Here is a 24106-nt window from a genome sequence, read left to right on the forward strand (position 1 = left end):
GGCTAAGCCCAGCTAGGGTGTAAGAAGGGCTAGGCCGCGCGACGGCCAAATCCGTTCAGCGATCGGTAACGGCAAGCGATGTCATCAAGCAGCCAGGTCACGACGGGCGTGTTTAATGTCCTGGGCGATGGCGTGTTCGATCAGTTCGGGATCCGAAGTCAGATTCACGCTGTAACTGTCGCCGATGCGAATCCATTTTGTCCTGCCATCGGATTTCGGCAGTTTACAAGATATCTGGAAATTGTATTGGTTTTGCGCCGGCAACCGGCTCTTGGTTGCGTCCACTTCAACGAAGCTTGTGACGCGGATCTTGAAATCTTTTTCCTCTATCCCTGCCTCCCGGCAGATACGGGCCTTGGAGATCAGCTTCCAGATCTGTTCTTCGGATTTATTATTTGAGCGCAAAAAGAAATGGAAAATGAGGAATGCTGCCAGACCCGCAATTACTAATACACTGTCGATACTCATCGGTTGCCCTCATTTGTTAAGTTGATGATCTTACTCTGAATTGACACGCTGTGATGCGCGTCTGTCTTTTTTATGAAGAAGGGATCCGGGATTTATCGGATTTGCAGCATTTGATCCTGCCTCTTGGGGCATAATGGGTCTTCACACTCTCTACGGATACGACATGAATAGGAAAGCCATACAAATCACAACATCGCCATTAAATGCCGGTGGCATCGTGTTGGTCGCTTTGGCCGACGATGGTTCAATTTGGCAATCGAACAGGCAAAATATGTCTTCGTCGAGCGACAAATGGTCGGCTTGGACAAAACTGCCGGATCTGCCGCAAGGGACGTCCGATGAGCAAACGGATTAAGCCAGCTCAAATGATGGTTCCACGGCAAGCTCTGCGCAACCCCAATAACAAACAGAACGCAGCTTATTCGGCTTGTCAAACGCTTGCCGCAGAAATCTGACCTCATCGCCTGTGGCGAGGCGCCTCGCGTCAAATGCCGCACTCAAAGCGGATCCATGCCTCGATCTTAATGAAAATAATAATTGGCGACGTATCTGCGTACCCGCCTTGTATTGAGAAAATCAATGTCCTTGCGGTTTCGCTCTGTATCGACCAGTTGAATGAACCGGATCGCCTCGTCATCGCGCAAGGTTCGGCTTTGGCCGCTCTGGTAATGGAATTTCACACCAGGCAAGCCATATTCATACAAGACGCCGACAGATTGAATTTGATTCATATTGGCACCTCCAGATGAGTTGATATAAGTGCAGCGAGACTATGTTTCAGTTCGCCAACGCTTATATGGACTCACCCTTATTATTTATATGAGGCCTGGGGCGGCAAACGCAATATCAATATCGTAATGAAACATTTCGTTGCTTAATCAGTGGTGTTATGAAAATGAAAAGCTCGTTGCTAAAAATTTGCCTGGTGCCGCTGTCTGTTTTTGTTCAAGTCGCCGCAGACGGTTTTCATAACGAGCAGCGTCGCGAGCCGGCTCGGCTTGTATGGCTCAGCCCAGACTCACATTTGTAATAATTGTCACCCTTTCCGGCAAAAGTCGTTTTGTGCAGGGCAGGCTAAATATAATCGGCTTGGCAGGCCTAAAAACTTCGCAGGCCTAAAATGCTTACGCGGGCAATTGCCGCTATTTCCATCGAAAGCTGGCTGACCAAGGAAAATAACAGATGAAATTTCGCGCTACCGTCACGACGGTGTCACTCATAATGGCAGCCATGGTTTCCCTGCCAACCTTTTCACAAAACGTCCCACAACCGGCGGCGGAAATAGCCCCACAACAAGCCGCGCAAGTATCGCTGGCCAGCAGTATGGTCGCCAATGGCGGCACCACGGCCGAACTGACTTCAGTGGTTAAATCCGGAAACCGGGTGACGGTAAAGGTGCGTTTCGTAGAAACGGACCCCGGGGTGTCCGGGCTTTACATGCTGTACCCTTCCCTGGACGACAAGGCGTATGAAAATGATTTCTATCTGCTGGCCGGAGATAAAAAGTATCTTCTATTGAAGGACTCTGCGGGCAAGCCGCTAGCGCCGGGAAAAGTGCAGTTGCGCAGTAGTGGAAAAGTACGGGGAGTGTGGTATGGCACCTTTCCTGCGCCCCCCGACAATGAGAGCGTGATGTTGTTCATTCCGAATATTGAACCGCTGGGCCCGTTTCCGATTTCCGGTCAGTAAAACCATGCTGACCAAACTTTCTGTGGGTCTGGCTGATAAATTAATGACTGCACAAAGGCTGGCCATCCAGGTGCTGGCTGCCGTGGCGCTGTGCATGCCTGCGCTGGCTGCTGCACAGGACGATGATGACCGTGGCCAATATATTCTTGAACTTGTTCCGCAAATTCGCGACTTGATTGCTGCCGATTCCGATTTGGATGCAGCCACTAGCGGGTTGTCTGCAAGTGCCCGCCAGCTTGTCGCCAGCAATAGCGACATTGCGGCGCGCGCATCAGACAAGGGCACAGTCCTGTCGGTCGCCAGCGATGTTCTGTTTGCCTTCGATCGTGCGACCTTGTCTGCGAAGGCCCAGTCAACATTGCAGGATATCGCTGCTATCGTTGCCGACATACCGGCAGGTTCGGTGAAGGTGATCGGGCACACAGATAGTGTGGGAGGCGTCGACTATAACAAGACGCTGTCGGCGGCGCGCGCCGAGGCGGTCGTCGCATTCCTGGTGGCGCACGGCGTAGACGCGTCGCGCCTGGCGCCAGCCGGACATGGAGAAACCGAACCCGTTGCCGAAAACGAAATCAACGGCAAAGACAACCCGCCGGGACGGGCCAGGAACAGAAGAGTTGAATTCGTGTTACCAAAATAATAATAAGGACGCCATCGCCAATATCAGGAACGTCATGGCGAATATCAGAGAGGCCATCGCGAACATCGGGGAGGTCATGAACAATGTCAGCGGCGCCTTCGCGGGCGTAAGGCGCCATGGCCAATGTCAGGAATCCGATGGCCAATGCCTGATGGCATCGGCCCGGCCCCGGATGGTACCGGGAAAATACATTGAAATATAATCTTATAAAGGAGCAGGAGTGCGCCTGTCAGGCGTGGGGGTTTTCAGCTATCATCAGGGGCTCGATCCCTATTTGTTGTGTCCATCATCAATGGTGCAATGGCTGCGTTTGCCGGTAACGGCACGATGGATACACGCAATTTTTTAAATTCTGCTAGTTCCTGCTTGGAATGGTAATCTTTGTAAAGATCAAAATACGTGAAAATACCTTTTGAATTATGGATTGGTGCCCGGTACGCCGGCCTGACACGTACGCGTGGGCGGGGCAAAAAAGGCGACCGGTTTGTTTCCTTCATCGCGGGCACCTCCATGGTCGGAATTGCATTGGGCGTTGCCGCTTTGATTATCGTGCTGTCGGTCATGAACGGGTTCCAGGTGGATGTGCGGGACCGCATGTTGTCGGTGCTGCCGCATATCCAGTTGGTCGTGCCCAATGAAGACCCGGTTGCCGTGACGGATAACTGGCAGCAACTGGCCGACCAGGCGCAGCAGAATCCGCAGGTCGAAGGCGCGTCTGCCTTCGTGGCAGCAGGCGGTATGCTGGCGCGCGGCGACATCCTCAAGGGTGTGGAAATACGCGGCGTCGACCCGAAAAACGAAGGCAAGGTGTCGGAGCTGCCGCAGCAAATGATCAGCGGTTCGCTCGATACCCTGGAGGCAGGCAGTTTCAGGCTTGTCATCGGCAGTAACCTGGCGCAATACCTGGGCGTGGCGGTCGGCGATACGCTGTTAGTAATGACGCCGCAAGGCTCAATCAACCCGTCAGGATTTTCGCCTCGCATGCGGCAGTTTACGGTATCGGGTATTTTTAATTCGGGTCATTATGAATATGATTCGAATATGGCTTTCATTGCCGTCAAAGATGCAGCCGTGCTATTTCGCGATGTGGGATCGGCCGGTGTGCGACTCAAAATCCATGACATGATCAATGCTCCCGAGGTGGCCACGCAATTGACCAATTCGCTGCCGCCAGGCGTTGTGGCACGTGACTGGACCATGGATAACCGTACCTGGTTCGCTGCAGTCAAAACGGAAAAACGCATGATGTTCCTGATTCTGGTCCTGATTGTGGCCGTTGCAGCCTTTAACCTGTTGTCGTCATTGGTGATGGCCGTCAAGGACAAGCAATCGGACATTGCCATATTGCGTACATTGGGCGTCAGCCCGTTTCAGATCGGCAAGATCTTTTTGGTGCAGGGTTCCCTGATCGGCTTTATCGGTACCTTCCTGGGCGTATTGTTCGGTTGTCTGGTAGCCTACAATATCGACGTGGTGATTCCCTTTATCGAGGGGCTGTTCGGCATTCATTTCCTGGACCCAAGCATTTATTTCGTCAGTACCTTGCCGTCCCACCCTGAAGTTGACGACATCGGCCTGATCGGCATTACGTCGCTGGTGCTCTCGCTATTGGCAACCATTTACCCAAGCTGGCGGGCTTCCCGCCTGCAACCTGCAGAGGTGCTGCGTCATGATTAATCCGGAAAACAACACCTTTCAGCAAAGCTCCTATGCCCTGGAATCGCGCGATGTGGTCAAATATTATGAAGATGGCGGCGCGCGCCTGGATATCCTGAAGGGCGTGTCGCTGCAGGTGGCAGCCGGTGAAATGGTTGCCATCATCGGCGCATCGGGCTCGGGTAAAAGCACCTTGCTTCATATGCTCGGGCTTTTGGACAAACCGACTTCGGGCCAGATTCTGATTAACGGACAGCAGACGCACGCGCTGTCTGAGAAGGCGATAAGCCGCATTCGCAATGAAAGCCTGGGTTTCGTCTACCAGTTTCATCATTTGCTGAACGAATTCAATGCACTTGATAACGTCGCCATGCCGCTGATTGTGCGACGTATGGACCGCAAGCAGGCCCGCTCGCAGGCCGAAGCGGTACTGGAACGGGTCGGGCTCAAAGCGCGGATCCACCATACCCCGGGACAGTTGTCGGGCGGCGAGCGCCAGCGTGTGGCGCTGGCGCGTGCCCTGGTGACGCAACCCATATGCGTGCTGGCCGACGAGCCTACCGGCAATCTGGATCGCGAAACGGCGGCCAGTATGTTTGCATTGCTAAAACAGATGAATGCGGAACTGAAAACGGCATTTGTGATTGTCACCCATGATGCCAAGCTGGCCTCACTGGCAGATCGGCAACTGCTGATGGAACGGGGGGTATTGCAGACAGCATAATTGCGGCAGAATCCCGATAATGCGAAGGAGAGATTATTGTACATCGATACACATTGTCATCTCGACGCTTCCGAGTTTAATGACGATCGTAGTGCCGTTATTGCAAGCGCCCAGCAGGCGCAGGTCGGACAGATCGTCATTCCAGCCATTGGACGCAGCAATTTTTCTACAGTTCGGCAATTGGCTCACTCTTTTGACGGTGGGTATTATGCGCTGGGTATACATCCATTATTTGTCGGGCAAGCGGCTGACGAGGATCTGGATATCCTCGCGCAGGAAGTGGAGCGCGCGCTTGATGACCCGCGATTTGTCGCCATCGGTGAAATCGGCCTGGATTTTTTCGTCAAGGATATTGCAACCGGACCGCCACGTAAACGTCAGGAGTTTTTTTACCAGGAACAGCTTAAGCTGGCCCGCCAGCACGCGTTACCCGTGCTTTTGCACGTGCGGCGGTCACAGGACATCATTCTGAAATACCTGCGTCGCTTTCCCGAGGTCGGCGGTATCGCCCATGCCTTCAATGGCAGTGATCAGCAGGCCGATCAATTTGTTGATCTCGGCTTTGCGCTGGGCATCGGCGGCGCCATGACCTTTACCCGCGCACGGCAGATCCGGCGCCTGGCCTGTCGTATACCGTTGTCCAGTATCGTACTGGAAACGGATTCTCCGGATATTGCCCCGGCCTGGCTGCAAGAAGATCACCCGCGCAACACTCCCGGGCAGATTCCCGCTATCGCCCAGGCATTGGCTCAACTGCGCGATGTTCCCACCGGGGAAATTGAGCGAGGAACTAACGCAACGGCCCACCGGGTGCTGTCACGTCTGGCCGCGTAGTGGCAGTTCGATCAAATGTGCTGAGTGACGCCGGTTACATGATGGCGTATGCGCCATGGTCAGAGGCCTGCTAAGCGGAGGTACTCTAGTAACAGCACGGTATTTGCGCAATGACCGGATGGTCACGAAGCGATTGCGGTGTACGGTTGGCAAAAAGACAATAGCATTTATCGAGTTATTGATCTGCGCGGATATCATGCATTGGCCAGCCAGCGTTTTTCTGTTTTCCCGCTTACCTTTCATGCAATGGCATGGGGCCGGCACAAACGATGGTTGGGCGGATCCGGCGAACGAGCCGGTTGTGTGTGCAAGCAGGAGGCGGATGCCAGTCGCTGTCTGGTACTGCAGCCTCGCGTTCGGTATCGCCATCGTTCAGTGGTTCGAGACACTGCCTTCGCCAACGCTGCTGATCCTGATAGGGCTTAGTCTCCTGGGTATCTGCTGCGTGCTCTCTATACCGGCGATGTTGCCAATTCGTTGGCTTGACCGACGTTCGCATCAAGGCGAACAATATTATCGAAGCCAGCGCGATCAGCCTCATCAACGCAATCTACCTCGTCAACTTCAGCATCATCACCAACCTCAGCAACATCAGCGCCAGCATCAACACGATTGCCAGCATTATCATCAAGGCCTGCAACGTGATCCATGCACGCCCCCCCAGCCAGGGCCACTCCCTTGTCAGTCGACTGGCATTACCAAGCATCACGCCCGGGGCCGGGTAAGTCAGTCGGAGCGTGCGAGCGCTGGCGCAGCCCTGGCCGGGTTTTGTCCAATGCTGCTACGGTTGAGTCTCCTGGGACTGTGCGTGGTCAGTGCCGCGCTATATTCTGTATGGCGTGCGCAATGTCGACTGGCAGACAGCCTGGATCGACATTTGGAGAACCGTCCATTGTCCATCCAGCTCAGGGTCACCGGACTGCCTCGCGATCTGGTGAATGGGTGGGCCTTTGAGGCACAAGTGCTAACTCATGCGCACGCTGGCCGTTTGCCCGAACGCATCTTGTTGCGCTGGTATGCCGGCGCGCGCAGCGGGCCGTATGCGAAACCGCGGCGGCCAGCCGCTGGCCTGCCTGATCTTCGCCCCGGCCAGGTATGGCAAATGACGGTAAAGCTCAAGCGGATCCATACGCCACGCAATTTTCATGGATTCGATTACGATGCCTATCTGTTCGCCGCTGGCATTCGCGCCAGTGGCTCGGTAAATGGTGCGGCAACATTGTTGCGCGACGAGAGCTGCCGCAAGTTCGGGCCGTGCATTGAACGGATGCGTTTCGAGCTGCGGCGCGCCATGAACGGTGTTTTGCAGCAGAAGCGGTTTGGACCCGTGCTGATTGCGCTGGTCATGGGCGATCAGAACGGTATTGGCAATGAGGACTGGAAAATCTTCAATCTTACCGGCATCACGCATCTGGTCTCAATCAGCGGTTCGCACATTACCATGCTCGCTGCCATGGGTAGCCTGGGTGTATTCCGGCTATGGCGTCATTTGCGCTTACAAGGCAAATTGCTGGCCGATCGTCGGCCAGCCCAAATGATTGCGGCAACGGCCGGTCTGCTGGTGGCCGGCATCTATTCGTTGCTGGCCGGGTGGGGCGTGCCGGCGCAGCGTACGTTTATCATGCTCGCCATCTTGTGGCTGTCCGTCGTCTGGCGCGTCAGGCTCAAAGGCGCAACCCTGCTTTCCGTCACGGCCTTTGCCATTTTGCTGCTAGACCCGTGGGCGGTACTGTCTGTGGGTTTTTGCCTGTCCTTTGCCGCCGTTGCGGGTCTCATGCTGTGGGGGGCTCGCCTGCAACGACGGGTGTCGCCTGCTGGCACACTGATGTTTAAAATCGGTTATGGGCTCAAAGAGGCCGCCGCCATGCAGCTATTTATGAGCGTGGCGCTGGCACCGCTGCTCATTGGTCTGTTTCATCAATACGCATTTGTCTCTCCACTGGTCAATGCGTTTGCCATTCCGGCCATTGGTGCGCTGGTGACGCCGCTGGCACTCTTGCTGGCTGTATTATGTGCAACCAGGCTGTGGCCGCAAGCGACAATCTGGCTGGCCGACGGCGTGCATCGCCTGCTGGAGTTGACGATTACAGGTGTTCGTGTGATATCAGAACAGGACTGGGCAGCCCTGCATTTTCCGGCGCCGCCCGGCCATTGGGTGGTTCTTGGCATGGTGGGATTGTGCTTGTTCGTTCTGCCCAAAGGTTTTCCGGGTCGAATCCTGGGGCTACTATTGTTGATTCCAGTGCTGTTCTATAGGCCGCCAAGGCCATCGGCCGGGGACTGGTTCATGACCGTGCTGGATGTAGGCCAGGGCGCCGCAGTACTGGTAAGCACGCGTCATCATAATGTTCTGTTCGACACGGGCGTGCGCAGTAGTGTCGATAATGACAGTGGCAACCGTATTATTGTGCCTTATCTTCAGGCGATGGGTGTCTCGACGATTGATCAGCTGATTGTGTCCCATTCCGATCTCGACCACGCAGGCGGGGCGGGCAGCGTGCTGCAGGAGCTCGCAGTCAGGCATGCCTACGCGCCGTTTGCCCTCAATTATTATCTGGAACGCGAACAGCGTGCATTGGCGCGAGATATACGGCTAAAGGCGCCGCAGGCAACTTACGATTTTTGTCAGCGGGATGTGGCATTTGAGTACGATGGCGTCCAATTTCGTTTTTACCACCCTTTCGGGATAGCGGGCATGCCCCTGAAGGCGGATAATGATCACAGTTGTGTTTTACGGATTGTCGGCAGGCATCATTCGGCACTGTTAAGCGGGGACATTGGCACTGCGGTCGAAGGCAGACTGCTGGCTGCCAAGCCACCGATTCCGCCAACCGATGTGGTCATGGCTCCGCATCATGGTTCAGCAAATTCATCTTCGCCGGCGTTTGTGCAGGCAATGCGGCCCACCGTTGTCTTTGCTCAGGCCGGTTACCTGAACCGTTACGGACATCCGGCAAGTAAAGTGGCGGCACGTTGGCGCGACTCGGCACAGTGGTTTTTCGATACCATCCAGGCCGGCGCGATCCGGATTGAATCGGGCGCCGACGGCCTATGGGTAAATAGTGCCAGGCTATCGCAACGGCGTTATTGGGATGGTTTTTAGCTTATGATTACTGGGCGTTGCCCAGACCTGCTGCGGCCATAATGGATGGCCCAACGTGATCGTGCCACGCGAGCGCGCCCTGATGTTATTTCTCATGGGGCTTGTTGCGTCCTTTTCAGTGCTGTGTCATTCAAGGAGTTTTTATGCAATCGCCCCGTCTGAATTTTGTCAACTGTATGAGTCCCGCCGGCATTCATCGCATGGCCTATCGGGAATGGGGCGATCCGGGCAACGGCCAGGTTCTGCTCTGTGTGCACGGACTGTCGCGCAACAGCAATGACTTTGATGAAGTGGCCCGTGCCATGGCAGCCGAATACCGTGTTGTCTGCCCGGATATCGTCGGCCGTGGCGCCTCTGATTTTCTGACCAACGCCGTCGGTTATGTTGTGCCTCAGTATGTCTCGGACATCATGACGTTGCTGGCGCGAGTGCAGCCGCAGTCGGTGGACTGGCTGGGTACATCCATGGGCGGACTGATCGCGCTGGCTTTCTCTGCTGTGGTCGCTGGCAAGGAAGCAGCCATCGCCGCAGGTGATAATACGGCATTGCCCGTGACAACGGGCCTGTCTCTGCGCAAGCTCATTCTGAACGATGTCGGGCCTGCGATCGAGCTGGCTTCCATAGAGCGAATTGCAGAATATGTCGGTGTGCCCTTGCAGTTTGATACATTCGAAGATGCCGTCGTCCATATGAAAACGAATGCCGCCTCTTTTGGCCCGCTGAGCGACGAACAGTGGGAGACGTTTACCAAGGCCGTCATCGTGAAAAAAGGCCGGGTCTGGACCCAGCATTATGATCTGGCTATTGCCCAGGCATTTGCCAGTCTGAAAGACGAGAAAATGCTCAAGGCGGGCGAGGCAATGCTTTGGCGCGCGTTCGAATCGCTGCAATGCCCGATCTTGCTGCTACGCGGCGAGCGTTCGGATCTGTTGAGCCAAACAACTGCAGAACAAATGCAGGCGCGCAATAAAAACCTGCAATTGATTCAGATTCCGCAAACGGGTCACGCGCCTTCATTATTGCCTCAGTCACAGGTACAGGCAGTGCGCCGTTTCCTGCTATCGCCAATGGGCTGAGGCTGGGGCGATTGGGGCAAAAGCGGCAAAATCTGCCAGAAGGTGTGTTTATTGCACAGAGGGCGTAAAATGACGATAAACAAATGCATCCTGCATGTGCTTTTTCATTGTGTCCCGATGTTGCGAGTCGGCATGCAAGCGGCACTGGTGGATCGGAAAGAAGCGTGACCGCCGCTTACGGACTCCATCAATCGGCAATACGGAAAGGATTATGACTGAATCGCTGGCATTCAAGGCAGATTTACACTGTCACTCTACCGCCTCGGACGGCGTGTTGGCGCCGGCCGACGTGGCGACGCGCGCGCATGCCAATGGTGTTACCCTCTGGAGCCTGACAGACCATGACGAAATCCGGGGCATTCCGCAAGCGGCTGAAACCGCACGTTCCCTGGGCATGTCGTTTGTTGCGGGCATTGAAATTTCGGTCACCTGGGCCGAGCGAACACTGCATGTGGTCGGGCTGAATATCGACATTGAAAACAGCGGGCTTAATGAGGGCCTTGAGCAAATCCGACGGGATCGCCAGGTTCGTGCTCGCCTGATGGCAGACAAACTGGCCGAATTGGGTATATCTGGAAGCTACGAAGGCGCGCTTAGCTATGCGGGTAATCCCAACTTGCTCAGCCGGACTCATTTTGCCCGTTATATGGTCGAGCAAGGGCATTGCAAAAGTATGCAGGAAGTCTTTGACCGTTATCTTGCCGATGGCAAGCCGGCCTACGTGGCTGGTGAATGGGCCGGGCTGGATCAGGCGCTTGAATGGATTCATGCTGCCGGCGGCGTTGCGGTCATTGCCCATCCGGGTCGGTATAAATATTCAAGGCGTGAGTTTACGACGCTTTTCCGGACTTTCAAACTGATGGGCGGCAAGGGCATCGAGGTGGTCACAGGGTCGCACACGCCTGATCAATACCATCAATATGCCAATGTGGCGCGTCAATACGGTTTCCTTGCTTCTTGCGGCTCCGATTTTCATAGTCCGCAGGAAAGCCGCATGGATCTTGGTAAATTGCCTCCTATGCCAAGCGATCTTGTCCCTGTATGGAAAGCATTCAACTGAAATTATGAATAAAGCATTTGTCAAGGAAAAGGAAGACGACGACGAGGACGATCAGAGTCCTGAAGCCGTTGCGCTGCCGCCGGGGACCCGCAATTACATGACACGCAGTGGCTACAATACGCTGCGCGATGAACTGACGCGCCTGATGAATGTAGAGCGGCCCGATGTGGTCCAGATTGTGTCCTGGGCGGCTTCTAACGGGGACCGTTCTGAAAACGGTGATTATTTATACGGAAAGAAACGACTGCGTGAAATTGATCGCCGGATCCGTTTTCTGACCAAGCGGCTGGAAATGGCGGAGGTGGTCGATCCGGAAAAGCAGCCTGATCGCGACCGTATTTTTTTTGGTGCACAAGTGCTCTATTGCGATGAACAGGGCGAGGAGTTTCGTATCACCATTGTGGGGGTTGATGAAGCGGAACCCCTTCAGGGAAGAATCAGCTGGATCTCTCCGGTGGCCCGGGCGCTGCTCAAGGCCCAGGAAGGAGATACGGTGACCTTGCGCACGCCATCTGGGGTGAAAAACCTGGAAGTGCTCGAGATTATTTATCCTGATGCGTAATTGAACACTGCGCCTGACCGTCCTGGGCCAGTTGGCTTTCCAGTACTGGTCCTGCCTGGCGCAGTGCCGCCGCGAGCGTATACGGCGGATTGACGACAAACATGGCGCTGCCATACAAGCCATAACCATTTTCCGGTGGCTTTTTTACCGCCAGGCGCACATGCACCCAGCCGACATCGCTTAATTTTTCCAGCTGCTTTTGCATGTCGTGCACTTCCTTGCGCCGCACCAGCGGGTACCAGACGGCAAAGCAGCCGGTGGCGAACTTTTTGAGTCCCTCCTTTACGGCGTTCAGCGTGTGCCGGTAGTCGTTCTTGTCCTCGTAGGACGGGTCAATCAGGATAATGCCGCGCCGGGGAGCAGGCGGCAACTGCGAGAGCAGACCGGTAAATCCGTCTTTCTCGAACACGCTGACCTGCCTTGCGACATCGCGTGACTGCATCTGTATATTTTCATCCAGATGAGTAATTTCGGTTGGATGCAGTTCGAACAGCCGCAACCTGTCGGCCGGCCGCATCATCTGAAGCGCGATCCATGGCGAACCGGGGTAGACGCTGAGCGCGCCATAGTCATTGAGCTGCCGAACATGCTCTATGTAGTTGGCCAGCAGTTCAGGCAACTGCGGCTGATGCCAAAGTCGTTCGATTCCGTCACGAAATTCAGCCGTTTTTTCTGCCCAGGCATCGGTCAGGTCATACACCCCTGCACCCGCATGGGTGTCTACGACCCAGTAGGGGGAATCCTTGCGGTTGTAATAATCCAGGATATGCAGCAGGATGGCGTGCTTGAGCACATCGGCATGATTGCCTGCGTGAAAGGCGTGACGGTAACTGAACATGAGCTTGTACTTTAATAGGCGCCGATATCGGCAGGAATGCGGACAAGTTCGTCCGTGAAAATGGCGTCGCAGCCCCAGCCGAGCAACTGCCTGGCCCGACGGTAATCATTGACCGTATAGGCGCACACCTTATAGCCGGCAGCATGGACGCGCTCGATAGTTTGCTGGTCCAGATTTTTCTGGTTCAGGTTGATGGCCGTGCACTCGAGCGAAGTCAACAGGTTTTCGAAGTCCTCGGGCAGGGTATCGGCCAGCAAAGCCTTGGGAGCGAACCCGGCATGTTGGCCAAATGCAGCCAGGGACTGGCGCGAAAACGAAGATACTAGGGGTAGCACCCCGCCATGCGACCACAATTGCAATACGGCGTGGGCCACTGCTGTGCCGGTTTCCTCTTCACGCCCAGGACATGGTTTGATCTCGATGTTGCAGAGCAGGTTGTTTTCCAGGATGAAGCGGGCAAATTGGCTGAAGGCCGGCAGCGGTTCGCCTGCGTACCAGGAGGAGTGCCACCCGCCCATGTCCAGCCGGCTGAGCGCATTGAAGGTCATGTCGGCTGCCGCGCCGGATCCGTCCGATGTGCGATCCACCGTGTCGTCGTGCAGAACGATCAAAACATTGTCCTTGCTCAGCTTGACGTCGAATTCTGACATGATAAAGCCGTGGTCGTACCCACAGCGCAGGCCCGCGAGCGTATTTTCAGGGGCAATGGTGCCGCCACCACGGTGTGCGATGACAGCAGGATAGGGCCAGGAAACAGGAGATTTCAAAGACATGCGGGCACCAGAGAGGGCAAATAGGGACGATGACAGGCATTGTCGCACGCCGGACGGCGCCTTGCACGGGGCGCACGCCCAGCAGGCCAATTGCCTGAATTGACGCTAAAGTTTTATTTTAGATGAAAAAGCGCTTAAAATAAGCGGTTAATCTGAATAGCTTTGCCAATTGGCAGCTTTTCGCTTTCGCATCAGACATTCATTTTGGTCGGGAACACAATGCTAGAATCCTTTCGCACGCATAAACGTTTATTGCTCATTGTTCTGTTCGTTCTGGTCGTGCCTTCTTTTGTTTTCTTGGGTATTGCCGACTATCAGTCATTTGACAGCAATGACGTGAAACTGGCTTCGGTTCGCAAGAACGACATCACCCAGTCACAGTTTGACCAGTCCTGGCGCGAGCGCCTGAACCAGTTGCGTGAGGAAAACGGCAGCAGCTTTAATGTCAATGCAGTCGATACGCCCGCCAATCGCCAGGCTTGGCTTGATCAGCTGGTGGACAATCAGGTGTTGCAGCAGGAAATGGTAGACCGACATTTCAATGCGACCGACAACATGGTGCGCCAGGCCATTGCCAGCACGCCCGAGTTTCAGGACAACGGCAAGTATTCCTTTCAGAAATACAGCCAGTTCCTGACTGAAAGAAATATCCGTGACGTTGACTACGAGCAGTATGTGCGCCAGGGCCTGGCATTTGCACAATTGCTGGAACCGGTTGCAGGCACAGTGGCCATTCCTGCGCAAACGACCGCGCTGCTTCAGACTGCCATGACGCAGGAGCGCACGGTTCGCCTCAAGAATTTCGAAGCCTCGGCATACGAACAGTCGGTGCAGGTGAGCGATCAGGAAACGAACGAATGGTACGAGAAGAACAAGCAATCGCTTCAGATTCCTGCCTATGTGAACGTCGACTACATCGTACTGAACCAGGATGCGGCGCTCAAAACCGTTGACGACGTTTCCGACGCGGATATTGAAAGCTATTACAAGACGAATATCGAAAAATACACCAAGAAAGAACGTCGCCAGATCAATCATATTCAGATTCAGATTCCTGCCGGTGCCAATGATGCCGAGCAAAAAGCGGCTCATGACCGCGCGATCGAAGTCGCCGAGAAGGCCAAGCAGAGCCCCGAGTCATTTGCTGAACTGGCAAAAACCTATTCAGACGATGCCGGCTCGAAAAATCAGGGCGGCAGCCTGGGTACGCTTGCCAAGGGCGATATTGCACAGCTGGATGAGGCCGCTTTCGGTCCCGAGGCGCCCGGCATTACTGAGCCGGTCAAGATCGATAATGCCTGGCATGTCCTGCAGATTGCCAACATCGAACAGGGAGAGGTGCAGCCGCTGGATCAGTTGAAGGACACACTGAAAAAGGAAATTGAGCTGCAACAGGCATCTGAAAAATTTGCAGACCTGTCAACCAAGTTGACCCAGTTGTCCAGCACCGAGCGTGATTCGCTGCAGCCGTTGGCCGATGCGCTGCAGCTGGACATTCGCCACGTCAGCGGCGTGGGCCAGGAAGCGTTATTGCCAAAGGAGCAAGCCGGCGAAAACGCAGCGGTTGAAAGCAAAGACGCGAGTTATTTTGAAGTTGGGCGCGTGCGCGAAACCCTCTTTTCTGAAGAAGTGGCCAAGCAGGGAAAAAATTCAGGCGTGATTGAGATTTCACCGTCTGAACTGATGGTCGTACGGGTTGCCAAGAATGTACCGGCTGCGGTGCCGGCGCTGGACGATGTCCGGGAGGTTGTTCTGGACCGTATACGTGCGGAAAAAGGCAAGCAGCAGGCGGCTGAAGACGGGCAGGCAGAACTGGCCATGCTCAAGGAAAAAGGCCCGGGCGAGCTGACAGGATTTGGCAAGGAAACGACCATTAGTCGTCTGACTCAGGCTCAGTTGCCGCCTGCCATGCTCAATGCCATCATGAACGCACCATCTGACAATCTGCCTGCTTTCGTGGGTTTTGAGTTGCCCGAAGGCTATGCCATTGCCCAGATAGAGAAAGTGACCGAACCGACCGCCGAGGCCCGCAATATGTTCGACCAATATCTGCGGCAGGCCATGATCACCGGAACCGGCGCGCAGATGGCGCAAAGCGTAACCCGCCTGATCCGCCAGACCCACGACGTTAAGATTTATCCCGAAGCCGACAAAGTCATTAACGAGACTGCCGGTAATCAGTAAGCGCTTTTTCCAGAACAGGCCATACGGTTTGGGCCATTAATGGCTGGGCCTGTTCTGCGGGGTGAATGCCGTCATCCTGATACATGTTGCGATCCAGCGCAAATGAGGAAAACAGAAAGGGCACCAGATAGGTGTCCTTTTCTTTTGCGAGTGTACCGAACATCTGCTCAAACTGGCGCGCGTAGTCTGGTCCGAAATTGGGAGGAATTTGCATGCCGATGAGCACGACTTTGGCGTTGCGCTCCTGCGCGGCGTCGATCATGCTTTTGAGGTTATCACGACTGGCATCAAGTGACAGGCCGCGCAAGGCATCGTTGGCGCCCAGCTCCAGTATCATAATGTCCGGCTGATGCTTTTCCAGAAGGGCAGGCAGGCGAGAGCGTCCACCGGCCGTGGTGTCGCCACTGATGCTGGCGTTAACCAGCCGGGCATCGTCCAGCGCCTCTTTTTTATTCTCGATCAGCCACTGCACCCAGCCGGCACCTCGTCTGATACCATATTCGGCAGACAGGCTGTCACCTACGACCAGAATCACCGGTGTTTTGGGCGATACCGCTTTTTCCTGGGCCTGGGCCAGTTGTGGCCCAACAAATACCCACAGACTTATCAGAATGGACAAAACACGAATCATGGACGCAGATGTTGTCATTAACGTTTCTCATTTAAAAAAGCACGTTGCCGAAGCAACCGGAACGCTACACATTTTAGATGATATTTCCTTTGTGCTCGAACGCAGCGCGACATTAGCCATTACAGGTAGTTCCGGATCAGGCAAATCCACATTGCTTGGCATTCTGGCGGGACTGGATACACCGTCTTCGGGTGAAGTGAGCCTCATGGGAAAGTCTATTTTCGAGATGGATGAAGATGCCCGTGCTGTATTGCGGGCGCAGAATATCGGCTTTGTCTTTCAGTCTTTTCAGTTGCTACCGAACCTGACTGCGCTTGAAAACGTCATGCTGCCGCTTGAGCTGCAGGGCCAGACGGCAAGGGTGCAGGCCCAGCAGATGCTCGAACGTGTTGGTCTGGACTCACGCATGCATCATTATCCAAAAACCCTGTCCGGAGGCGAGAAGCAGCGTGTCGCATTGGCACGGGCCTTCGTGGTGACGCCCTCGATTCTTTTCGCCGACGAACCGACAGGCAGCCTGGATACAGAAACCGGCCAGCGCATTGCGGACCTGATGTTCGAGATGAATCGGGAAAAAGCCGCGACCCTGGTGCTGGTCACGCATGATGAAAAACTGGCTGCGCGCTGTGACCAGACAATCAGACTGATTTCAGGCCGGCTGGCCGCTACAGCACCGGATCCTGATTTGGTCTGACTTTCAGGCGCGCCACTTTCTGCACCTGGGATACGTGACGCACCATGCGAAACACGCGCGCCAGATGCTTGCGATCCTGCACCTGAATCGTCAGGTGTACAACGGCCAGGTTCTGGGTGTCCTCGTTCATGGACATGGTAAGAATATTGGAGTCGGCCGCAGAAATTTGCGCCGCAATACGGCCCAGCACGCCTTTTTCGTTGCGGATCACGATTTCCATGCGCACAGGCAGGTGAGACGCGGTTTCCTCGTCCCAGTAAACCTGTAGCCAGCGATCGGGCTCGCGTAAGCGTAGCCGCATTGCAGTGGGGCAGTCGTCGGTATGCACGACCAGACCGTGGCCCGGGCGGATCAGCGCGATCAGGCTGTCGCCCGGAATGGGGCTGCAGCAACCCGAGAGCTGGACCGCCTGGCCTTCATTGCCCTGAATGAATATCATCCCTGCGTGAGCGATGGAAACCTCGTCAATGACGGCGGCGCTGGTGGCCAGCATGGCGTTTTCAACAGCGAAACGGCGAGCGACCACGGCAGCCAGTCTGCGACCCAGTCCAATGTCGGCAAGAATCTCTTCGCGAGAGGAGGCGCCAGAGCTGCGGGCCAGCTTTTCCCATTCTGCATTGTCGGCATCAGGCAAGGGAATACTGAGTTCCTGTAACGCCTGTTTGAGCATTTTTTCGCCAAACTGAATGGAGTCTTCATATTTGACTGTTTTCAGGAAATGGCGGATTTCGGAACGGGCTTTGCCGGTACGCACGTGGTTGAGCCACTGGACATTGGGTTCCGAGGCGGGCGAGGTGACAATCTCTATGGTGTCGCCGCTTTTGATTTCGGTTTTCAGCGGCACAAATTCGCCGTTGATCTTGGCCGCCACTGCCTGATTGCCGATATCGGTATGAATGCTGTAGGCAAAGTCGATGGGCGTTGCTCCCCGTGGCAGCGACACGATTTTTCCCTTTGGCGTCAGGACATAGACTGCATCAGGAAACAGATCGACCTTGACGTGTTCAAGAAATTCGCCGGAGTCGCCGGTCTGGCTCTGAATGTCCAGCAGAGACTGCAGCCAGCGGTGCGTCTGTTTTTGCAAGTCATTGAGCGAGACATCGTCTTCCTTGTACATCCAGTGCGAAGCGACGCCCTTTTCGGCAATGTGGTCCATATCGCGCGTGCGAATCTGAAACTCAATAGGCGTGCCGTAGGGGCCGACCAGGGTGGTGTGCAGAGACTGGTAGCCATTGATCTTGGGAATGGCGATATAGTCCTTGAACTTGCCCGGCACGGGCCGGTACAGCTGGTGAATGGTCCCCAGGGTCAGATAGCACTCCTGCAGGGTATGCACAATGATCCGGAAACCGTAAATATCCAGCACTTCCGAGAAGGATTTTTTCTGCTCGCGCATCTTGTTGTAGATGCTAAACAGGGACTTTTCCCGACCACTGATTTCGGCTTCGATGCCATTTGCGGGCATTGCTGACGTAATATTTTCCGCAATGCGGGTAAGCACTTCGCGACGATTGCCGCGAGCGGCCAGTACGGCCTTTTTTAGTACTGTATAGCGATTGGGATTGCTGGCCTCAAAACACAGATCCTGTAATTCCCGTACCAATGCATTCAGGCCCAGCCGGTGTGCAATTGGAGCATAGATTTCCAGCGTCTCGTTTGCTACGCGACGGCGTTTATCGGCGCCAACCGCATCCAGGGTCCGCATATTATGCAGTCTGTCGGCCAGCTTGATCAGAATGACACGGACATCCTTGGCCATGGCAAGCAGCATTTTGCGAAAGCTTTCGGCCTGCTGCTCGGCCTTGGTCGCAAAATTGAGTTTTTCCAGTTTGGTCAGGCCATCGACCAGATTGGCGACATCCGGATTGAATTTTTCGGCAAGCTCTGCCTTGGACACATTCTGGTCTTCGATCACGTCATGCAGCAGGGCAGCCATCAAAGCGTTGGAGTCAAGCTTCCAGCCTGCGCAGATTTCGGTAACGGCGATCGGGTGAGTAATGTATGGCGCGCCGGATGACCGGAACTGGCCCAGGTGAGCCTGGTCGGCAAAGCGGTAGGCTTCCCGGACTTTGTCGATTTCCTTGCTATCCATGTAGGAGGACAGCATTTCGGTCAGATGCGCCAGCGATGCAATGGCAGGTTCATTGCGTGTTGGGCTATTGGGAATGGCTTGCGGCGGAATGCGCGGTTCTTCGGTTGGCAGCGACGCTGCGCTTGTGGCAGAGACAACCGTAGCGGCAGGTTGCCTTGCCCGATTTCGTCGGCGGAAAGGGGACCCGGCACGCAGTGCGTGCAACAGCGACGAAGATGCGTCCTTGAGTCCCATATAACCTTGCCTGTGCCGAAATCAGGTGGGCACTTTGCGTAGCATTTCCGCTCCGGTCAGGCCTTTTGCAATTTCACGCAATGCGATTACGGTCGGCTTGTCCTTGTCGGGATCGACGCGTGGTTCATGGCCCTGGGCCAGTTCACGGGCGCGGTAGGTCGCAGCCAGCGTCAGGTTGAAGCGGTTGGGGATGTGCATCATGCAATCATCAATAGTAATACGAGCCATGGTCTTGTCCTTAGCGGGTCAGCAAAATTAAAGTCGAATTACCGAACAGAATCGGAAATTCCAAGTTGGGAGAAGAGTTGGGCATGCCGGGCTGCCTGTGACTGGTATCGGAGCCTTGCGGCTGCAACGATTTTCTGTAATTCATTCAGGGCGGTGGCAAAATCTTCATTGATAATAACATACTCGCACTCGGGCGCGTGCGCAATCTCACTCCCTGCCGCCAGTATCCTGCGCGTGATGACACTGGGCGAATCCTGTCCGCGTTGCATCAGCCGCGTTTCCAGTACATCGATCGAGGGCGGCAGGATGAAGATGCCAGTCACTGCCGGAAAGTGCTGCCGCACCTGGCGAGCGCCTTGCCAGTCAATCTCAAGCAGAATGTCCTTGCCCTGGGCAATGGCCGATTCGATGGGCGGGCGTGGCGTGCCGTAAAAATTGCCATGCACCTCGGCCCATTCAAGCAACTGGTTGTCTTCCCGCAATTGCTGAAATTGTTCCTTGTTGGTGAAATAATATTCGCGGCCTTCCTTTTCGCCCGGGCGTGGTTCCCGTGTCGTGCACGATATAGAGAGCGAAATGTTTTTGTCCTGCGCCAGCAGCGCATTGACGAGGCTGGATTTGCCTGCACCGCTGGGTGCGATAATCATAAAGACATTACCGGGAAATTTAAGCATAATGATGACGGTGGCGGCAAAAGAAAATCATAGCAAAAAAAACACGGTTTTTCGGCAATTGGCGGCATCGACGCACTTTTTGTCAGGATCACATCGCGTACAGGATGCCATTGCGTCTATTCCAAAAGCCTCGGTCACATGAAACAACATGAAAAAACAAGACAGGCTGCGGCTGCAGCCATTATTTCAAACCTGATAGGATAGCGGTTCCGTTTCCAAAGGAGTAACAAGAATGAATACGTCCCCCCTTAAAGTTGCCGTGGTCACAGGAGCAGGCTCCGGCGTCGGGCGCGCAGTGGCGCTGGAGCTGCTGGGCACCGGTTATGCCGTCGTGCTGGCCGGCCGGCGTGCCGATGCCCTGGAAAAGACCCGCACCGCGGCCGGGGCTGATGCGACTCGGGCCTTGGTGGTGCCGACCGATGTGACCAGCGAACAGCAGGTGCGCAGGCTGTTTGACTCGGCCCAGCGCGAATACGGTCGCGTCGATGTACTATTTAACAATGCAGGACGCGGGGGCACGCCGGTTCCGGTCGATGAGTTTTCGGTGCAGGAGTGGCGTGATATTGTGGACGTTAACCTGACCGGCATGTTCCTGTGCGCGCAGGCAGCATTTCGTGTGATGCGCAATCAGGATCCGAAAGGCGGGCGCATTATCAATAACGGATCCATTTCGGCACACGCCCCGCGGCCCATGAGTATTGCCTATACGGCCACAAAGCATGCCGTTACCGGGCTGACCAAATCGCTCTCGCTCGACGGTCGCGCTTACAACATTGCTTGCGGTCAGGTAGATATCGGTAATGCCGGGACCGACATGACCCAACGTATGAAAAAGGGTATTATCCAGGCAAACGGCGAGGTTGCCGTCGAACCGGTTATGGATGTGGCGCATGTGGCGCAGACCGTGCGCGCCATGTGCGACTTTCCGCTGGAAACCAATGTGCAATTCGTGACCATCATGGCCACTAAAATGCCCTACGTGGGTCGAGGGTAAGTCGGTCGCGAACAGCAGGCGCGCAAAAGCAGGAGACGAAGCTGCCGACGGGCGGCTTCTGCAAAAAGGGGGCTCGTACCTGACAGGCGAGCCACATCTTTATTTGACAGGAGTCGGTCATGACGATACAGAAAATCAAACCGCGGCTTGCTGATGTTGGTGGCATTCCCGTTGCACGCGCACTGCCTAACCGGCAGCGCCGCACTATTGGATCCTGGTGTTTTCTGGATCATGCGGGCCCGGCCCGCTTTGCATCCGGCAATCCCGGCATGCAGGTCGGGCAACACCCGCATATCAATTTGCAGACGTTCACCTGGATGCTTGAAGGGGAAGTCTTGCATAAGGATAGCCTGGGCAATAAGCAGGTGATCCGCAGCAAGCAGGTCAATCTGATGACTGCGGGCCACGGCATTGTGCATACTGAGCAGACGCCGCCGGGTGTCGATGTGCTGCATGCTGTGCAGTTGTGGATTGCCTTGCCGGTTTCGGAAATGGCCATCGCGCCGGCGTTTGAGCATTATCCGCATTTGCCCGAATGGATAGAGGGCCAGACGCGAATGACGCTGTTGACCGGTGAGTTTGCCGGCCGACGGGCGCCCACGCGCCAGTTTACGCCGCTGGTCTGTGTCGATATCGAGGCGCTGGGGCCCGATCACCTTGAGCTGGCGTTGAATCCTGAATTTGAGTACGGTCTGTTTTTGATAACCGGCGCTGCGGCCCGGATTGAAGATGAGCTATTCGAGCTGGATGAATTGGCTTTTCTTGGCGCAGGAAAAACATCGGTGCGCATTGAGACCACGAGCCAGTCGCGGCTGCTTCTCTTGGGTGGCACGCCAATTGATGTGCCTGACTTTCAGATTTGGTGGAATTTCGTCGGTTCGCGCAAAGATATTATCCAGGCTCAGAAGGACTGGAACGCGCAGGATGCGCGTTTCGGGAAGGTGGACTCGGAACTGCAAAGGCTAACCCCGCCCGATCTGCCGTGGGCGTAAAAGGCGAACCGGCCTATTCAATATTTTGCGCCTGTTCCCGCAATTGTTCGATCAGCAGTTTCAGATCAATCACGGACTGGGTAATTTCCAGTGAACTGGATTTGGAGCCCAGCGTATTGACTTCTCGGTTCATTTCCTGAAACAGGAAATCCAGTCGCTTGCCCAGGCTCAGGGATTTGGCTGCCGATTTTGACTCGGATTTTCCGGTAGACAGTATGACGCTGAGTTCTTTGAGGTGCGAATCCAGCCGGGTGAGTTCCTCTGCGACATCGATACGCAATGAAAACAGCGATGATTCTGCGGCAATGCGCGCCGAAAGCTCGGCGCCGCTGATTTGTTCAAAGCCCGCGGGGCAGGCTGCGTTCAGCGTATCGGTCAGCTTGCCGGCCAGCTTCTTGCGGTATTCGTTTAAAATGCCGGGAAGTCGCTGCTCGATGGTTTCAATCACCTTTGTCATTTCTTTTGCGGCGTCCAGCATGGCCGTCGCGAGCCGTTGTCCTTCCCGGGCTCGCGCCAGGATCAGCTCCTGCAATGCGCTGCGCGCGGCCTGCATGCACTGATTGAGCCACATGGCGGGCGAGTCGTCTTCGTCGTATTCATTCGGGGCAGGCCAGTGCAGCAGGTCGGTCATGCCGGGCGCGGCCAGATCCGGAATGATTTTACGGGCAGCCTGATAGCGTTCGTTGATCAGCATCAGTTGATCTTCTTCAAAAGCATGTTGCTGCAAACTGCCTGACCGGGCAAAAGACACCCGAACTTCAATTTTGCCGCGCTTAAGATGGCTGCTGAGGATTTCACGCAGGGCGGTCTCAGCATGACGCAGTTCGTCGGGAATCCTGAAGGCAAGGTCAAGATAGCGGCTATTGACGCCCTTGAGTTCTACACTTACGCTGCCAAGGAGAAATTCGGAGCGGGCACTGCCAAAAGCCGTCATGCTGTGAATCATAGTGTGTCCGATATTATTAAGATCAGGGGTACGGGGTAATACTTTGTTCCAGCAGGTTTTGAAAAGTGACTGGATGACTGATCCGATTATAAGTGATACAAATGACCATTTTATGCGGATCGCGCACTACAATGTAACTATTGATAATCGATGAGGATATTATGCCCAGCGCAGATCTCAAACTACACTTTGCGCGCCCGTCAGGCCGCGAACACGATATGATTCGCCCCCTTTCTGTTACGCGCAGTTACACGAACTATGCCGAAGGTTCGGTTTTATTTGAGGCCGGCAATACGCGCGTGCTATGCAACGCCAGCGTCATTGAGAGTGTGCCTGCTTTTCTGCGTGGCAAAGGACAGGGGTGGGTAACAGCCGAATATGGCATGTTGCCGCGTTCCACGCACACCCGATCCGATCGCGAAGCGGCACGCGGCAAGCAGTCCGGGCGTACCCAGGAGATCCAGCGCCTGATCGGACGCAGTCTGCGGGCGGTTATCGATATGCAAAAGCTGGGCGAGCGCACCATTCAGATTGACTGCGATGTCATCCAGGCTGATGGCGGAACGCGTTGTGCGAGTATTACCGGAGCGTGGATTGCCATGGCCGATGCCGTCAGCCTGTTGCTCAAGGATGGCCGCTTGGCGGCCAATCCGCTAAGAGACCGGGTTGCCGCCATATCTGTTGGCATGTATCAGGGTCATGCTGTGCTGGACCTGGATTATGAAGAGGATTCGGCTTGCGATGCGGATATGAATGTTGTTATGACCGGTTCGGGTCAGTTTGTTGAAGTACAGGGAACGGCCGAAGGCCAGGTATTTAGTCGGCAGGATCTGGACAGTCTGCTTGCGCTGGCAGAATCGGGCATCGCCCGATTGCTGCGAGAGCAGCAGTCGGCCTGGCCGGCGTAGCGTCCGATCTGGGCGATATGCCGCCGTTGCGCGGCGGCTTAGTATCGTAACCGGTCGGGGCGGCAGGGTCATCAGGCAGGCCGATGATAATAACGTTGGCCCGGCC

25 protein-coding genes are annotated in these 24106 nt (G+C 55.2%); 16 read left to right on the top strand and 9 right to left on the bottom strand.

From position 1 onward, the window contains the following. Positions 1-84: 84 nt before the first annotated feature. Both CAP48_RS10755 and CAP48_RS10765 read right to left on the bottom strand, forming a co-directional pair. Positions 85-468, bottom strand: coding sequence for a hypothetical protein (locus CAP48_RS10755; protein WP_100696323.1), 384 nt, complete (start codon positions 466-468; stop codon positions 85-87). A gap of 521 nt (positions 469-989) precedes the next feature. Next, positions 990-1199: a hypothetical protein gene (locus CAP48_RS10765; RefSeq protein WP_100696327.1), complete on the bottom strand. Its 210-nt coding sequence runs from the start codon at positions 1197-1199 to the stop codon at positions 990-992. 451 nt (positions 1200-1650) lie between these two features. Between CAP48_RS10765 and CAP48_RS10770 the strand changes: the two genes are divergently transcribed. The 11 genes from CAP48_RS10770 to greB all read left to right on the top strand — a co-directional run bounded on the left by CAP48_RS10770 (position 1651) and on the right by greB (position 11812). Beyond that, positions 1651-2157 carry a hypothetical protein gene (locus tag CAP48_RS10770; RefSeq protein ID WP_100696329.1) on the top strand — a complete coding sequence of 169 codons (507 nt, stop codon included), beginning with the start codon at positions 1651-1653 and terminating at the stop codon, positions 2155-2157. A gap of 4 nt (positions 2158-2161) precedes the next feature. Then, complete coding sequence (locus tag CAP48_RS10775; protein WP_242444395.1) at positions 2162-2797, top strand: OmpA family protein; 636 nt, start codon at positions 2162-2164, stop codon at positions 2795-2797. Positions 2798-2831: 34 nt separating this feature from the next. Continuing rightward, on the top strand, positions 2832-2999 hold the full coding sequence (locus tag CAP48_RS20210; protein ID WP_161495237.1) for a hypothetical protein: 168 nt from the start codon (positions 2832-2834) through the stop codon (positions 2997-2999). A gap of 242 nt (positions 3000-3241) precedes the next feature. Continuing rightward, positions 3242-4474 (top strand): lipoprotein-releasing ABC transporter permease subunit, encoded by a 1233-nt coding sequence (locus CAP48_RS10780; protein WP_242444461.1) that lies wholly within the window; start codon positions 3242-3244, stop codon positions 4472-4474. Further along, positions 4467-5177 carry a lipoprotein-releasing ABC transporter ATP-binding protein LolD gene (gene lolD, locus CAP48_RS10785; RefSeq protein WP_100696331.1) on the top strand — a complete coding sequence of 237 codons (711 nt, stop codon included), beginning with the start codon at positions 4467-4469 and terminating at the stop codon, positions 5175-5177. Before CAP48_RS10780 ends, lolD begins: the two co-directional genes overlap by 8 nt. 36 nt (positions 5178-5213) lie before the next feature. Beyond that, positions 5214-6011, top strand: coding sequence for a TatD family hydrolase (locus CAP48_RS10790; protein ID WP_100696333.1), 798 nt, complete (start codon positions 5214-5216; stop codon positions 6009-6011). A 482-nt stretch (positions 6012-6493) separates the two neighbouring features. Beyond that, positions 6494-6736 carry a hypothetical protein gene (locus CAP48_RS20215; RefSeq protein ID WP_161495238.1) on the top strand — a complete coding sequence of 81 codons (243 nt, stop codon included), beginning with the start codon at positions 6494-6496 and terminating at the stop codon, positions 6734-6736. 32 nt (positions 6737-6768) lie between these two features. Next, complete coding sequence (locus CAP48_RS10795; protein ID WP_369806350.1) at positions 6769-9114, top strand: DNA internalization-related competence protein ComEC/Rec2; 2346 nt, start codon at positions 6769-6771, stop codon at positions 9112-9114. Between the two features lie 143 nt (positions 9115-9257). After that, positions 9258-10190 carry an alpha/beta fold hydrolase gene (locus CAP48_RS10800; RefSeq protein WP_100696337.1) on the top strand — a complete coding sequence of 311 codons (933 nt, stop codon included), beginning with the start codon at positions 9258-9260 and terminating at the stop codon, positions 10188-10190. Positions 10191-10401: 211 nt separating this feature from the next. Continuing rightward, positions 10402-11250, top strand: a complete 849-nt coding sequence (locus tag CAP48_RS10805) for a 3',5'-nucleoside bisphosphate phosphatase (RefSeq protein ID WP_100696339.1) — start codon at positions 10402-10404, stop codon at positions 11248-11250. A 4-nt stretch (positions 11251-11254) separates the two neighbouring features. Next, a complete protein-coding gene (gene greB / locus CAP48_RS10810) occupies positions 11255-11812 on the top strand; it encodes a transcription elongation factor GreB (RefSeq protein ID WP_100696341.1) in 558 nt (185 codons plus the stop codon). Here greB and CAP48_RS10815 read toward each other — a convergent pair. Both CAP48_RS10815 and ugpQ read right to left on the bottom strand, forming a co-directional pair. After that, the gene (locus CAP48_RS10815) at positions 11793-12650 is read right to left on the bottom strand and encodes a 23S rRNA (adenine(2030)-N(6))-methyltransferase RlmJ (RefSeq protein ID WP_100696343.1); all 858 of its coding nucleotides are present in this window, start codon (positions 12648-12650) and stop codon (positions 11793-11795) included. The two genes, greB and CAP48_RS10815, sit on opposite strands and share 20 nt — an antisense overlap. A gap of 11 nt (positions 12651-12661) precedes the next feature. Continuing rightward, the gene (gene ugpQ / locus CAP48_RS10820; RefSeq protein ID WP_100696345.1) at positions 12662-13423 is read right to left on the bottom strand and encodes a glycerophosphodiester phosphodiesterase; all 762 of its coding nucleotides are present in this window, start codon (positions 13421-13423) and stop codon (positions 12662-12664) included. Between the two features lie 219 nt (positions 13424-13642). Between ugpQ and CAP48_RS10825 the strand changes: the two genes are divergently transcribed. Beyond that, complete coding sequence (locus tag CAP48_RS10825; RefSeq protein WP_100696347.1) at positions 13643-15607, top strand: SurA N-terminal domain-containing protein; 1965 nt, start codon at positions 13643-13645, stop codon at positions 15605-15607. Here CAP48_RS10825 and CAP48_RS10830 read toward each other — a convergent pair. After that, entirely contained in the window at positions 15582-16256 is a 675-nt protein-coding gene (locus CAP48_RS10830; protein ID WP_242444397.1) for an arylesterase, read from the bottom strand. The two genes, CAP48_RS10825 and CAP48_RS10830, sit on opposite strands and share 26 nt — an antisense overlap. Here CAP48_RS10830 and CAP48_RS10835 point away from each other — a divergent pair. Next, the gene (locus tag CAP48_RS10835) at positions 16237-16932 is read left to right on the top strand and encodes an ABC transporter ATP-binding protein (RefSeq protein ID WP_100696351.1); all 696 of its coding nucleotides are present in this window, start codon (positions 16237-16239) and stop codon (positions 16930-16932) included. The two genes, CAP48_RS10830 and CAP48_RS10835, sit on opposite strands and share 20 nt — an antisense overlap. Here the strand turns inward: CAP48_RS10835 and CAP48_RS10840 are convergent. From CAP48_RS10840 to gmk, 3 genes are all read right to left on the bottom strand, one after another. Further along, entirely contained in the window at positions 16904-19039 is a 2136-nt protein-coding gene (locus CAP48_RS10840) for a bifunctional (p)ppGpp synthetase/guanosine-3',5'-bis(diphosphate) 3'-pyrophosphohydrolase (RefSeq protein WP_369806351.1), read from the bottom strand. The two genes, CAP48_RS10835 and CAP48_RS10840, sit on opposite strands and share 29 nt — an antisense overlap. A gap of 240 nt (positions 19040-19279) precedes the next feature. Further along, positions 19280-19486 carry a DNA-directed RNA polymerase subunit omega gene (gene rpoZ, locus CAP48_RS10845; RefSeq protein ID WP_100696355.1) on the bottom strand — a complete coding sequence of 69 codons (207 nt, stop codon included), beginning with the start codon at positions 19484-19486 and terminating at the stop codon, positions 19280-19282. Positions 19487-19524: 38 nt separating this feature from the next. Further along, complete coding sequence (gene gmk, locus CAP48_RS10850; protein ID WP_100696798.1) at positions 19525-20133, bottom strand: guanylate kinase; 609 nt, start codon at positions 20131-20133, stop codon at positions 19525-19527. Positions 20134-20392: 259 nt separating this feature from the next. On the opposite strand from gmk, the gene CAP48_RS10855 reads away from it, so the two are divergent. Further along, positions 20393-21154, top strand: a complete 762-nt coding sequence (locus CAP48_RS10855; protein ID WP_100696357.1) for an SDR family oxidoreductase — start codon at positions 20393-20395, stop codon at positions 21152-21154. A 119-nt stretch (positions 21155-21273) separates the two neighbouring features. Beyond that, positions 21274-22146, top strand: a complete 873-nt coding sequence (locus CAP48_RS10860; RefSeq protein ID WP_100696359.1) for a pirin family protein — start codon at positions 21274-21276, stop codon at positions 22144-22146. A 13-nt stretch (positions 22147-22159) separates the two neighbouring features. Here CAP48_RS10860 and CAP48_RS10865 read toward each other — a convergent pair whose 3' ends face one another. Continuing rightward, positions 22160-23092 (bottom strand): YicC/YloC family endoribonuclease, encoded by a 933-nt coding sequence (locus CAP48_RS10865; protein ID WP_100696361.1) that lies wholly within the window; start codon positions 23090-23092, stop codon positions 22160-22162. 161 nt (positions 23093-23253) lie between these two features. Here CAP48_RS10865 and rph point away from each other — a divergent pair, with 161 nt between their 5' ends. Further along, positions 23254-24000: a ribonuclease PH gene (gene rph / locus CAP48_RS10870; RefSeq protein ID WP_100696363.1), complete on the top strand. Its 747-nt coding sequence runs from the start codon at positions 23254-23256 to the stop codon at positions 23998-24000. The last annotated feature ends 106 nt before the right edge of the window (positions 24001-24106 follow it).

This window comes from Advenella sp. S44, from assembly GCF_002810445.1.
Lineage (GTDB): Bacteria > Pseudomonadota > Gammaproteobacteria > Burkholderiales > Burkholderiaceae_B > Advenella.